The sequence below is a fragment of the Ileibacterium valens genome (assembly GCF_001945525.1).
GTDB lineage: Bacteria > Bacillota_I > Bacilli_A > Erysipelotrichales > Erysipelotrichaceae > Ileibacterium > Ileibacterium valens.
This window is the reverse complement of sequence record NZ_MPJW01000167.1, coordinates 1-12,909: the sequence shown is the minus strand read 5'-3', so window position 1 is coordinate 12,909 and position 12,909 is coordinate 1. Positions and strand designations below refer to the sequence as shown.

The window sequence follows — 12,909 nt, the reverse complement described above, 5'->3', positions numbered from 1 at the left end:
GGCAAAAGAAGGATAAAGGGCAAGGTCGAGATAATCATCGACAAAGGAACTGACAGTAGTGAAGACAGAATCCATCTCAATATGAGGGAAGAGAGAATGGAGCAGTGGCAAACGGCCCTGAATCGAGTTATAGTGTGTTTGGTAATTTTGTTTATTGATCATGAACATATTTTACCAAAAAAGGCACCTCATCCATTACGGATCAGGTGCCTCTTTTTATTTTTGGACTGTCAGAAATTTAACAGCCCCTTCATTTCAAGCGTAAGAAATTTACTTTTCCAGAATTATTCAATAATTTTCTGAGCGCGTAATACTTCTTCGATTGCAGCAATAGCCTGTTCTTCATCTTCACCAGTAGCGGAGATAACAACTTCAGCCTGTGTAGGAATTCCTAAAGACATAACGCCCATGATGGATTTCATGTTCACTTCGCGGCCTTTGAAAGCTACGTTAACGTCAGATTTGCATTTGCTTGCAGCATTAACAGCAACAGTAGCTGGACGTGCATGAAGTCCTACTGGGTCGATAATCTTTACAGTTACTTGTTTCATTTTAGATTTCCTCCTAAATATGTACTTTTTATTCGTTTCAATTTTATAGCAATATTTTGTCGTTTACAACTGAAATTGAATTGGGTTTCACAACCGGAATTTTATGACTTTTCAACATCGAGGCAAAAACACCGTCACCATCGATTAATTGTCCTGAAAAAGTTCCATCATAAATCTGGTCGACTCCACAACTTGGGCTTCTTGGCTGAAGAATTGCCAGCTCAGCCTTTTCATCCAGAGCCTTTTTAAGACAGAGCTTTGCTCCCATCTCATATTCTCTGGTGAAGTCCTTGCCATCTTTGCTGAGAATTTTCCCACGACAGATTTCACACGGTATTCTCGGACATGGAAGTCCTCCTTCCATCTCCGGACAGACAGGGATCAATTCATGATCATTGCCAAGTGCAATGACTCTTTCATCCCGGTTGTTTGACCCATTGTATTTACAGTCAACGCCCAACAGACAGGCACTGACAATGATCTTCATTAAACGAGCTGACCGTACAGCTGAGAATAAACTTTAGCAGAATTTTCCCAGGATACATCAGTGTTCAAAGCGTTGCGAACCAATGTTTTCCAGTCTTCAGGACGGTTGTAGTAAACATCGATCGCATTGTACATCGTAGCCATCAGTTCATCAGAACTGTAGTTTGTAAAACTGAATCCGTTACCGGATTTATCATATTCGTTATATGGATTGACAGTATCCTTAAGACCACCCGTCTCACGAACAAGCGGCAGAGTGCCGTAACGTAATGAGCACAGCTGTGAAAGTCCGCAAGGTTCAAAAAGAGAAGGCATCAGGAACAGATCGCTTCCGGCATAAATGCGGTGAGCGAGATCTTCGTTGTATCCCTGATAGAAGCAAACTTTGCCCTTGTTGTTATTCTCCATGTTACGGAATGAATTCTGAATGGCATCTTCACCAGTTCCCAGAATAGCCAACTGAATTGGAGCTTCAGCAAGCTGCTGAACTTTTTCCATCATCAGATAGAAGCCCTTCTGATAAGTCAGACGTCCTACAACGCCCACCAGCATCACATTAGGATCCTGATTCAGACCCAATTCACGCTGCAAGGCGAGCTTATCTTCAGTCTTTCCTTTCGCAAGAGTGACCTTGTTGTAATTGAAAGGAATGGTTGGATCGGTATTTGGATTCCAGAGACTTGTGTCAATACCATTAACAATTCCCCACAGATCATATTTACGCATATTCAGGATTGCTTCCATATGTTCACCAAATTGAGGAGTCAGAATTTCCTGAGCATATGTTGGAGATACTGTAGTGACTTTATCCGAATACAGGATGCCGGATTTCATAAAGGATACTCCGCCATCAAAACGGATATTTCCATTATCAAACAGATACCATGGCAGGGATAGGCAGGAATCTACCATTTCCGGACCGAAGTTACCCTGGAAAAGCAGGTTATGAATCGTATAAACGAATTTGATTCTCTGATAGCGGGGATCACCCGAGCGGGTTTCTCTGACCATACATGGAATCATACCTGTCTGCCAGTCATGACAATGAACGATATTCGGCCAGTAATTCAGGCGGTTCAACATTTCAATAACAGCTTTCTGGAAAAAGGCGAAACGCTCACCATCATCCTGATATCCATACAGAGCATCTCTTTCGAAATAACCCTGATGCTGAACAAAGAAATAAGCAACCTTGCCGATAGTCTGGGAATAGATCGTTACTGGAACATCCTTGTAGTTCATTCCAATATTGAAACTCGTGCAGTAAGTGAGATCCTGGAAATTCTTTTCTGCGATCTTCTTGTATAGAGGCAGGACTACTTTAACTTCATGGCCCATTTCGGAAAGAGCAGCAGGCAGCGAACCGATAACGTCAGCCAGTCCGCCTGTCTTTACAAAAGGCAATCCTTCAGAAGCTGCCATTAAAATTGAAGCCATTAAACTACTTCCCTTCTAGCAATGTATAAAGGATCTTCTTCGTATCCAGCCAGTTCTTTCTTATGAATGATTCTGGCGTCCTTATCAACGATAACGTTGGTCAGAATTGCATTTTCACCAATTTCTGCACCTGGCATTAACAGGCAGTTGTCGATATGAGCTCCGGCACCGATCTTAACGCCACGGCCTACGATCGAATTGCGGACATCACCGGCAACAGTACATCCATTAGAGATCAAAGCTCCCTGAGCAGTTCCATTTCCAACATAAATCGTTGGTGAGGAATCGTTTGTGCGGGTATAGATTGGCCAGTCAGGGTCGTTGAAGAAACGCATATTTTCTTCATTGAGCATAAGCATATTCGCAGAGAAATAGCTGCGCAGATCGTTAATGGAGAATACAGGGCCTCTATAAGGAATGCCCTTCACCTTGAAGTCTTCCTGAGAAGCTTTCAGGTTCAGAATGTCAGTCATCCAGTAAAGAGCCGAGTAAGCTTTTGCTTCACGAACAAGTTCGAGGAACAATTTTTTACTCATGACATAAGTGGATAAGGACATGGAGATATGTTCTTCAGTTCCAGGGTTGCGGACAAGGGTTTCAACCATCTTGTTGGTACCCATCGTAATTGCAAAGTTATTCAGATAGTTCATACGGGCGCCGTCAACGTCTTTGTAAAGGACAGAAACGTCAGCACCGCTGGCAATGTGCTGATCAAGCAGATCCGAGTAGTTGATCTTGTAGATGAAGTTTACCGGGGCAATGATTACATAATCATTGGGATCCTGCTCGATGTTGTAAATGTTGTTATAGTAAGAATCGATATCCGTTACATATTCAACTGGAGTTCCATCTGTGAACACAGGAATGATTCCTACATGTCCATGCTTGTTGTTGATGTTATAGTGACGGGCGCTTCCGATATGATCAAAGAGAACTTTTGGATCCCCGTTGGTATAAACATCAATTTCTTCAAGACCGGAATTGGTCATGTTGCTGATTGGAATATCAACCAGACGATAACGTCCTACATAGGAAAAAGCAGCCAGAGGACGGTATTTTTCGATTCCGCGAACATACAGAGATGAATCGTTGTACGCGATAATTCCCATTGCGTTTGCCATGTCTACTTAACCTCCTCTACATCTTTAGCCACCAGGATGATGTCTTTGGAGTCAGGCGAGCCGACAACCGAGTTAACACCGATGACTACTTTTTCAGCCACAATTGCACGATAAACCTTAGCGCCTTTACCAATTTTAACGCCAGGCATCAGAACGGACTGTTCGACATAAGCGCCTTCTGCAATATCAACATTATTGAAAAGCACGCTGTCTTTAGCATTTCCATGAATCACTGCGCCCTGGTTGATGTAGCAGTGTTCAACTTTACCTGTAGGAGCTACATAGTGAGGGAGCAGAGGAATATCTGACGTATAGATCTTCCAGTTTGGATCACTCAGATTGAGTTCATCGTTATGGTCAATCAGATCCATATTAGCTTCCCAAAGAGAATCAATGGTTCCAACGTCTTTCCAATAACCATCGAAGCTGAAGGCAAACAGACGTTTATCTGCTTCAAGAAGAGCTGGAATAATGTTCTTGCCGAAATCGTGTTCGGAATCCGGATTAGCAGCATCTTCAATTAAGGCTTTACGCAGCAATGGCCAGTCAAAAATGTAAATACCCATCGAAGCCAGGTTGGACTTTGGTTCGGCAGGTTTTTCCTGGAATTCATCAATGCGGTTATTCATGTCAACATTCATGATTCCAAAACGAGGTGCTTCTTCCCATGGCACCGGACGTACGGCTACAGTCAGATCCGCATCGTTCTTCTTATGGAAGTCAAGCATCTGGTCGTAGTCCATTTTGTAAATGTGGTCACCGGAAAGAATGAGTACATAGGAAGGGTTAAATTCATCGATAAAATCAATATTCTGGTTGATTGCATCCGCAGTTCCCTGATATACCCCGAATTTTGTACCGTCTTTTTCTGATGGCGGCAGAACATAGACTCCGCTTCCACGGGTATCAAGACCCCATCTCTGACCTGCACCAGCGTAGGCGTTAAGCTGAACAGGTTCATACTGTGTCAATACACCAACAACGTTAATGTTAGAGTTTGCACAGTTGGAAAGCGGGAAGTCGATAATGCGGTATTTTCCACCAAAATAAACAGCGGGTTTGGCTGTTTTATTGGTCAGATCATACAGTCTGGTCCCGCGCCCGCCAGCCAGAATCATGGCGAGCATGTTGTTATTTTCCATAGTTTTCCTCCTGAAACTGAATTCATTCAAAGTATACCACTGTTTAATACGGTTGATAAACAACTTTCGTTCAATATGAAAGAGTTTTCACAAAGTGTAAAACATGTAAATAATCCGTATAAGATGAAAGCGTAATCAGATCAAAGCAACAAAAAACCCGGTCAGACCGGGTTCAAATGACATTGTTCATGTTATGAAAAAATCTGTTTTTAATGAGTATCAATACTTATTTATCATATGAAACAAACTTATGAAAAATCTAAATTTTTTCGGTCAGATCAGTACCGAACGATCATCAGAAAATTCTTCGCCGGCCGCCTGCCTGAACTTTTCATGAAGAAGTTCAACACTCAATTTTTTCTTTTCTTCACCTTCAACATCGAAAATAATCTTTCCGTTATACATCATGATCAGTCGATTCCCGATGCGGATCGCATCTTTCATATTGTGAGTGATCATTAGGGTAGTCAGATTATGCTCATTAACGAGTTTTTCAGTCAGATCGAGAACTTTCTTTGCCGTAAGCGGATCAAGAGCGGCTGTATGCTCATCGAGCAGGAGCAGATCCGGCTTTTTTAAAGTCGCCATAAGCAGCGTCAATGCCTGACGCTGACCTCCTGAAAGAAGCCCGACCTTGCTGGTCAGCCGATCTTCAAGACCTAAACCTAAGCCAGCTAACTTATCCTTGTATTCTGCATTTTCCTTTACGCTTGCTCCCCAGGCTAACGTTCTTGATTTGCCTCGTCTTGCGGCAAGAGCGAGATTTTCATATATCGCCATATCTGCGGCTGTTCCCATCAATGGATCCTGAAAGACGCGGCCGATAAAGGTGGCTCTTTTGTGTTCAGGCAAAAGTGAAACATCCTTGTCATCTAAATAAATATGACCGCAATCAATTGGGAACACTCCGGCAATCATATTCAGCAGAGTGGATTTCCCTGCTCCATTACCACCGATCACTGTAACAAAATCACCATCATTGAGTGTCAGAGAAAGGTTATCAAGTGCTTTCTTCTCATTGACGGTTCCAGTATTAAATGTTTTGGAAATGTTCTTAATTGCAAGCATTAAAACTTATCCTCCACTGAATCAACCACATCCGTAAGACGCTTATACATCGCAGTCTGTTTATGTTTATCCAGAATTACTGGAACAGTTAATGCCACAGCAACCAGCAATGCGGTAAAGAGCTTTAAGTTGTTGGAATCAAGACCCAGCTGCAATACAACCGCAATGATCATTCGATATATGATACTTCCAACCACAATCGAAATCAGACGTCGGTAAAATCCTCCGCCTCTTCCGAAAATGACTTCCCCAATAACGATAGAAGCCAGAGCCATTACGATTGCCCCGACACCCATCTGAACATCGGCATATCCCTGCTGCTGAGCAACCAGAGCTCCCGATAAAGCGATCATGCCGTTGGAAATCATCAAAGCGATAATGGTCATCATGTTGGTCGATACTCCATTGGCACGAACCATATTCATGTTGTTGCCAGTAGCTCGGATGGCAGATCCAAGCTCTGTTCCAAAAAACCAGTAACAAAGGACAATGACCAGAGCTGAAAAGAGTAATCCAAGTCCGATTGTTACAACGTTATTAACAGAGATCCAGCTTGTTACGCTTTCAGGCAGTGAAATCGCACCAGCTAAGCAGCTGAACATTGTATCAGCCTTCAGCATTGGAAGATTCGACTGGCCCATAATCATCAGGTTGACTGAATACAGACCAATCTGAGTCAGAATTCCAGCCAGAATCGCAGGAATCTTACAAACTGTGTTTAAAATTCCAGTTACCGCTCCGCAAACCAGTCCAACCAGTAAAGCGATAACAACAGATAAAACCGGATCAATTCCATTCAGAATCAGTACTGCGGAAACGGCTCCTCCTGTTGCAAAAGAACCGTCAACGGATAAATCAGAAAAATTCAGCAGTCGGAAGGTGATATAAACGCCCAAAGCCATAATTCCCCAGAGAATCCCCTGGCCGAGGGCCCCTTCCAAAGAAAGGAGGACTGACATCAGTCCTCCGTAGTTTCTGCCAGATCTTTGGCGTCTTTTGTCACGTCCTCTGGGAAGGTGATTCCAAGTTTTTTCGCAGTTTCAGAGTTGATGGCAAGAGCACATTCATCTTCTGTCTGGAATACGACTGGCATATCTGCTGGATTACTTTCTCCTTTTAAAATAGCTTCTGCCTGAGCTCCGGCCATTTTTCCAAGTTCATAGTAATCAATTCCATAAGTGGCAAGTCCGCCCTGCTCAACCATTCCTTCTTCACCAACGATGCATGGCAGATTAATATCGTTTGCAGCCTGCGTTACTGTCGGCATCGCTTTAGCCAGCATATTGTCTGTTGGAATGTAAATTGCATCGACCTTTCCGGCAAGAGATTCAACAACCTGCTGGATCTGGTTTGTTTCAGTTACAGTGGCTTCCTCATATTCAAGACCGAGTTTATCGCAAACTTCTTCGGCCAGTTTTGCCTGGAAGCGGGAGTTTTCTTCGGCGTTGCAGTACATAATAGCAATCTTCTTTGCGTCCGGAAGAATCTGCTTTAACAGATTGAGCTGAGCTTCAATCGGATTGAGATCACTCGCACCAGTTACATTTGTTCCAGGTTTTTCATTGCTTTCAACAAGATCGGCTGTTTCCAGATCTGTAACAGCGGATGTAACGATTGGAATATCTTTAGTTGCATTGGCTGTTGCCTGAGCAGCAGGAGTGGCAACCGCATAGATCAGATCCACTTTGTCATTTACAAAGGTCTGAGCGATCGTTGTACAGTTAGCCTGTTCGCCCTGAGCGGATTTAAAATCGATGTCTACTGCCACGTTATTTTCTTCCATATAATCCTGGAAGCCTTCAACGGTTGCATCAAGAGCTGGATGATCAGCATATTCGATGATACCGATCTTGTAGGCATCTTCAGCCGGGGCAGTCGTATTCGAACTGTCATCTGTTTTTGAAGCGTCGCTTCCTGATGCACATCCAGCTGCCATAAGCATTGCAGCCATCAGTGCGTAAGTCCTTTTGGTCTTCACAATGGTATCTCCTTTTCTTCTTTAAATGTTTCACATTTTACACCGTTTTCATGCGGATGAAAACAATTTTCAAAAGGAGTTTCGTAGAAGTTGATCAGCTTTCTGCTTTTAAGGAGTAATCTGCAGTAATCACTGAGTCCTCATCAAGGAACTGGTTAAGGGTTGCTTCAGGCATATAATCGAAATCCATTTTTGATTTATTGATCTGATAACTGATGGTTTCATCTGAAAAACCAGTCACGGTATAATCCATTTTGGTCCCATCCTGATAACGCAGGGATACCTTGTCCTGATCGATGGAATAGGTTCCTTCTCTTTCCTCGACAAGTTTTCCATGATCAAAATCGTATTCCTTGAAGGTGTCATCATCCCAGAATGACTGACAGGTAAACTGATTTTCATTGAAACGGTGAACCCAGTTTCCAAGAATGTGTTCCTGTCTGAATAATTTTGGCAGATAGTTATGGACTCTTTCTTTGTTTCTTCTGGTTCCAACCTTGATTTTTTCAATCGTCGATTCAGGTGTTGTCTGCGAATCGAGCAATGAACTTGAATAATTAACAAGATTTCTTGATTTATCGAGCTGAGAGGTCAGAGTTGCAATAAAGGAATCTCTGGTCTTCAGATCACTTGGCAATGTAAAAAGTTCAGTCTGATCCAATTCCTTTAACAGGGATTCGAGATCGGCAAGCTGTGCTGCTATCTCATCGGATAAAGCCTGAACCTCTTTCTTATTTCTCTGTTTTTGAAGTTCTACTTCTTCCTTGATCTCACGGATGATCACTTTATTCTGTTCAACCGTATCACTCAGGTCCTGAAGAAGTTCTTTCCAGGTATTAATATCGTTGTTATTCACTGTTAATCCCCCCATATTCTGATGAAACATTAGGTTTATTATCCAAGATTCACAATATTGAGTCAAACAGATTCAGAGCCGATGTAATCAAATGAAAAACTTTGAAAACGTGAAAACTATGATCATATCCAGGTAAAAAATTCCATTTCATCACACTTCTCGTACCATCACTGAACACCCAGATTTTATGTCAAAAGAAAAAGACCGCTCAAATTTTTATTGAACGGTCCTATCGTTATAACTATCGCTCATGATAAATATAAAACAAATTTCCTATCTTCTTTCCAAATCACCTTTTAAAACAGCTATCTTTTATTCTTTTTGTCCATTTGTTTTGAGCAGAATGTTGCTGCACCCAGCAACAAGGCACCAAACAGACCAATCATTGGATAACGCATACCGCTTAATGCTGCAGCAGTCTGAACAACTGGTTTAACTGTCGGCTTTTCAATCACTGGTTTTAGAGCAGGAGCTGGTTCAGGTTCGGGCTTTGGTTCGGGTTCGGGTTCCGGTTCAGGTTCAGGTTCAGGTTCAGGCTCCGGTTCTGGAACAGGTTTTGGTTCAAGTGGATTTTCCACCGTATTGGTTGGCAGATCAGGCGTTCCATCATCACCTGGCTGAATTCCAAAATATCCAGTATTCTCAACTTTTTCAATTCCCTGTTCAACGGCATCCTCTTCCACTTTACAGATGAAGCTGACTTTCTGAATTGAACCCGCTTTTAAATCTCTCAGGGTAAAGTAAACTTTTCCATCACGCAGTGTTCCGCCGGACACATATTCAAGTCCTTCTGGAATTGCATCACTTAAAAGCAGCTCATTAAGATCAAGCAATCCCGTGTTCTTAACTTCAATCGTATATTCAATACTTTCTCCTGGCTGGAGAGTTTCATCTAACCGATTCGATTTTTTAAGAGCTGTGACTTTCGAATGACCAAATTTTGCAAATGGAGTGGGAATATCTACAGTAACAGGCTTTCCATAAACAAGATCCTTATTTTCGATGAGAACTGGCTCATAGGTAAGGGTTGCCGACTGATTCGTAGGAAGATCCACCCAATTCTTGTCATTTTTGAGCAGTTCAGGATCAGCCTGTACATAGAATCGAACGAGTCTTCCCTTTTCATCAAGCACATCTAAACTGATTTGAATCTTCTTACCAGAAATCCTGACATTTTCAGGCAGATCCGCTGGCCTGGTAAAATTCTTCTGATCCAGGGTAAATGGATGCATCTCATCAATTCTTAATGTAAAGCCATCTGCAATGATATCTTCAAGCACTCCGTTTTTTGGATGAGCCTTCTGCCAGCTTGATTGAACACTCGTTAAGAACTGATTGAATTCATCCATCGTGTTGCAGTCAACGGCATATTGCGGACTGCTGGCGAGCTTGCCTAAATAATCCTTAATATCCGTCTGCAGACCTGCAGCATATAAAGTCTGCGGATATTTTTCCTTATAATGGCGAGCAGCCTCATAGCCTGCATATTCATTAAATCCGCCATATTGGTTATAGACATCTTCCATATTCGGATCCTGTTTCATAAGAGCCCGGTTTGGCTGACCATCGGAAACAAAAATCGTATATAAAGCCGAGTCCTTCATATAACCTCTCGAATTTTCAATCATATCCCCAGCCACTTTGAATGCTAAATCATAGTTGGTATTATTTCCGCCCTGTAAAAAGTTCAAAGCGGACTGCAGATCGGCATAATTGCTGGTGAAATCCGTACGTAATGCCTGATTGTCATCATTATTGAACAGTTCGATGGCTACCTTGTTTTCAGGATTCTGAGCAAAGACTTTCTGAACGAAATTTCGAACATACTGCTTTTGAAGGATAGCTCGGTCAACACATCCTACCTGATTATCTTCTGCAGGTGAATAGTAAATGTAACCTAGATCCTGTCCATTGAGCGTCTGGGAGGTATAGGATGGCTGATCAATTTTTACATAATTCCCATTTGAGATATGGTAATGGTTATCGTTAGGATTCCACTTGATAATTGAGAAAAAATCGACATTATATCCCGAGTCGTAGACTGGGGCATAAATACCATCCATTCGATGTGTTTCTAAATCGTATTCATCGTCTTTATTATCAGCCGTTTTGGTATCCATGCCAGCCAGATAAGTCTCTGTTTCATCCTGGACTATACTGGTTTGAAGCTCACCCTGACTTTCAGAAGGACTGATAACCATAGCTTCTGATTCAGATGAATGATCTGATGGAATATCAGTATCGTTATTTTCTTCCTGAATGGTTAAATCAGAATTGCCTTCTGGTAAGCTGCTCTGTTTTAAATCACTATTTACTGTCTGATCGGTGCCGCTTTGATCAATCGTCTGCTCCTGACCTGCAAAAACAGCAGGATTGTTTTCTTCAGCCAGTACTGCGCTTTCATCGGCTTTATTTTGAACGTTTGGAATTATAGTTTGGACTGTCGAATCGCCTACAGGAGTCAAAACAGCACTTGCACCATCTGTATCTGCTTCTTTTGCAGGAACCAGGATTGTTTTAGTTACCGGTACCTTTCTGATCACTTTTTCATAGACGGGTTCCTGTTCGACTAAAACCTGTTTTTCAACGATTGTTTCGTAAGGTTCCGGCGTTATCGTTTTACTTACAAGAACTTCCTTTTCAACCATTTCTCCAGGAATCATTTCACCTGTTTCTTCATCAAAAACAGGTTCTCCTTCAACCATCTGAATCTCCGGTTCTTCGATGGTATATGGTTCAGGATAAACCATCTGTTTTTCCGTGACTGTCTCATATTTTGGTTCCTGAGGAATTTCAACCATCTCTTCAACTTCTTCATACTCGGTGATCTCTTTTTCAACCATCGCTGGTTGAACATCTTCAGCAGTGATAGTTGAAGGTACCGATTGAGAAATCACAGGCTGAGTCTCAGTATTTGAACTGGTCATAACGAAATCATTTTCTGAAGCCGGAGCCGGAGCTGGCTCACTGCTCTGTACAGAAGGTATATTCTGATCCTTCGTAATTTCATCAATGACACCGCTTTGCGGTTCAGATCCAGTCTGATCGTTATCTTCGAGGCTATGTTGATTTTCCGGTTCTTTGAAATCACTCTTGTTTTCGTCATTCGGATCCGTCATGAAGCTATCAGAATTGGTCTGCGACTTATCGGAAGTCGTTTTTGGCAGTGAATTGAGCATATCTACAACCCATTTCACCACATACTTATTTCCGTTTTCTTCTCCGTACCAGCTTTTGAAAACCGGCCCTTCCGGATTAAAATCTGCAATCCGCACATACCCTGCGCCGTGATTTCCAAAAGTTCCTTCCGGAATATAGTAAAGGTGATCCGGATTCAGACAATCCATCATAAATGTGGTTGGATCTTTGCAATACATATTCATGGATCCGGTCTGATCAAGGATCAGCATGACATTAATCGGTTTTTCTGATTCGTTTTCTTTTCCAGCGATCTGAAAAGTCAGCTGAACGATACCGTTGAGTGCTTCCTCATCGCTCACAAACACCCCTGCCTTGACGGCAGTAGCCTGTCCCTTTTCAATTTGATCAAGCAGCTCCTGAACAGGAATCTGCGTATCGCTTCCAATCAGAACTGGCTTTTTATTCTTATCAAGCAATGTGGCATTCGAAATTTCGACTGCCGGAATGGCTGGATTTTCTTTGATCACTTCTGCAGTTGCTTTAGATTGCCCGTGCACTGGCAAGGATAAAGTCGACAGAAGTGCTGCGCTCAATGAAAATGAACACATTCTTCTGGTCCATCTGGTATTCATAAAAGTCTCCTTTCAAAAATTCCCATGTTATAACCTGGCAGTTCTGATTAAATCAAATAAAAGTGACAAATCCGGTTAACGCAACCAGATTTTTATTTCCGTTTTATAATTATGAACCTAAGATGAATAGTAACCTTTTGAAATTTGCATGGGCTTAGATCCTCCGGTTCCAGTCGATATTCTGTATTCGACTAGAACTGGAGGATTTTATGCATAATTATCTGTTTTCCAAATCCCGTGAACTGAATCAGGAACAGTGGATGAACCTGGTTGATCAATATCAGGTGTCAGGTCTGACTCAGGCTGGCTTCTGCGTCCAAAACGGCCTGGCTTTATCCACCTTCCAGTACTGGCGCAGAAAAGCTGCCGCCGTATCGCCTGCTTCAGCGGCTCTTGAATTCGTAGAAATTGACAGGACGGTCTTCCTGGATTTGGAAGGATCAGACGAGAGTCCAAAGCCGGTGATTGAAATCACTGACAGCGACCGAACGATCCGT

General features: G+C 42.4%; 11 protein-coding genes. 1 reads left to right on the top strand and 10 read right to left on the bottom strand.

Annotated elements, in window-relative coordinates:
• Positions 1-284: 284 nt before the first annotated feature.
• The 10 genes from BO222_RS08620 to BO222_RS13350 form a co-directional block, all read right to left on the bottom strand.
• On the bottom strand, positions 285-551 hold the full coding sequence (locus BO222_RS08620; protein WP_075820197.1) for a phosphocarrier protein HPr: 267 nt from the start codon (positions 549-551) through the stop codon (positions 285-287).
• A 43-nt stretch (positions 552-594) separates the two neighbouring features.
• Positions 595-1,038 carry a DUF523 domain-containing protein gene (locus BO222_RS08615; protein WP_075820195.1) on the bottom strand — a complete coding sequence of 148 codons (444 nt, stop codon included), beginning with the start codon at positions 1,036-1,038 and terminating at the stop codon, positions 595-597.
• The gene (glgA, locus tag BO222_RS08610; RefSeq protein WP_075820193.1) at positions 1,038-2,474 is read right to left on the bottom strand and encodes a glycogen synthase GlgA; all 1,437 of its coding nucleotides are present in this window, start codon (positions 2,472-2,474) and stop codon (positions 1,038-1,040) included. The genes BO222_RS08615 and glgA overlap by 1 nt, the downstream gene beginning before the upstream one ends.
• Positions 2,474-3,595: a glucose-1-phosphate adenylyltransferase subunit GlgD gene (glgD, locus tag BO222_RS08605; RefSeq protein ID WP_075820190.1), complete on the bottom strand. Its 1,122-nt coding sequence runs from the start codon at positions 3,593-3,595 to the stop codon at positions 2,474-2,476. Before glgD ends, glgA begins: the two co-directional genes overlap by 1 nt.
• 2 nt (positions 3,596-3,597) lie before the next feature.
• Positions 3,598-4,737, bottom strand: a complete 1,140-nt coding sequence (locus tag BO222_RS08600) for a glucose-1-phosphate adenylyltransferase (RefSeq protein ID WP_075820188.1) — start codon at positions 4,735-4,737, stop codon at positions 3,598-3,600.
• 273 nt (positions 4,738-5,010) lie between these two features.
• A complete protein-coding gene (locus BO222_RS08595; protein WP_075820186.1) occupies positions 5,011-5,805 on the bottom strand; it encodes an ABC transporter ATP-binding protein in 795 nt (264 codons plus the stop codon).
• Complete coding sequence (locus BO222_RS08590) at positions 5,805-6,764, bottom strand: ABC transporter permease (protein WP_075820184.1); 960 nt, start codon at positions 6,762-6,764, stop codon at positions 5,805-5,807. Before BO222_RS08590 ends, BO222_RS08595 begins: the two co-directional genes overlap by 1 nt.
• Positions 6,764-7,783 (bottom strand): ABC transporter substrate-binding protein, encoded by a 1,020-nt coding sequence (locus tag BO222_RS08585; protein WP_075820182.1) that lies wholly within the window; start codon positions 7,781-7,783, stop codon positions 6,764-6,766. Before BO222_RS08585 ends, BO222_RS08590 begins: the two co-directional genes overlap by 1 nt.
• A gap of 94 nt (positions 7,784-7,877) precedes the next feature.
• Entirely contained in the window at positions 7,878-8,639 is a 762-nt protein-coding gene (locus tag BO222_RS08580; protein WP_143356989.1) for a hypothetical protein, read from the bottom strand.
• Positions 8,640-8,944: 305 nt separating this feature from the next.
• The gene (locus BO222_RS13350) at positions 8,945-12,412 is read right to left on the bottom strand and encodes a VWA domain-containing protein (RefSeq protein WP_083647759.1); all 3,468 of its coding nucleotides are present in this window, start codon (positions 12,410-12,412) and stop codon (positions 8,945-8,947) included.
• 209 nt (positions 12,413-12,621) lie between these two features.
• Between BO222_RS13350 and tnpA the strand changes: the two genes are divergently transcribed.
• Positions 12,622-12,909 (top strand): IS66 family insertion sequence element accessory protein TnpA (tnpA, locus tag BO222_RS08560; protein ID WP_198931968.1); only part of this gene is annotated, 288 nt, incomplete at its 3' end.

Coding starts and splice junctions, on each gene's coding strand:
- BO222_RS08595 (WP_075820186.1), bottom strand. CDS start 5,805: ATGCTTGCAATTAAGAACATTTCCAAAACATTTAATACTGGAACCGTC.
- BO222_RS08590 (WP_075820184.1), bottom strand. CDS start 6,764: ATGTCAGTCCTCCTTTCTTTGGAAGGGGCCCTCGGCCAGGGGATTCTC.
- glgA (WP_075820193.1), bottom strand. CDS start 2,474: ATGGCTTCAATTTTAATGGCAGCTTCTGAAGGATTGCCTTTTGTAAAG.
- BO222_RS08615 (WP_075820195.1), bottom strand. CDS start 1,038: ATGAAGATCATTGTCAGTGCCTGTCTGTTGGGCGTTGACTGTAAATAC.
- BO222_RS08620 (WP_075820197.1), bottom strand. CDS start 551: ATGAAACAAGTAACTGTAAAGATTATCGACCCAGTAGGACTTCATGCA.
- BO222_RS08600 (WP_075820188.1), bottom strand. CDS start 4,737: ATGGAAAATAACAACATGCTCGCCATGATTCTGGCTGGCGGGCGCGGG.
- BO222_RS13350 (WP_083647759.1), bottom strand. CDS start 12,412: ATGAATACCAGATGGACCAGAAGAATGTGTTCATTTTCATTGAGCGCA.
- glgD (WP_075820190.1), bottom strand. CDS start 3,595: ATGGCAAACGCAATGGGAATTATCGCGTACAACGATTCATCTCTGTAT.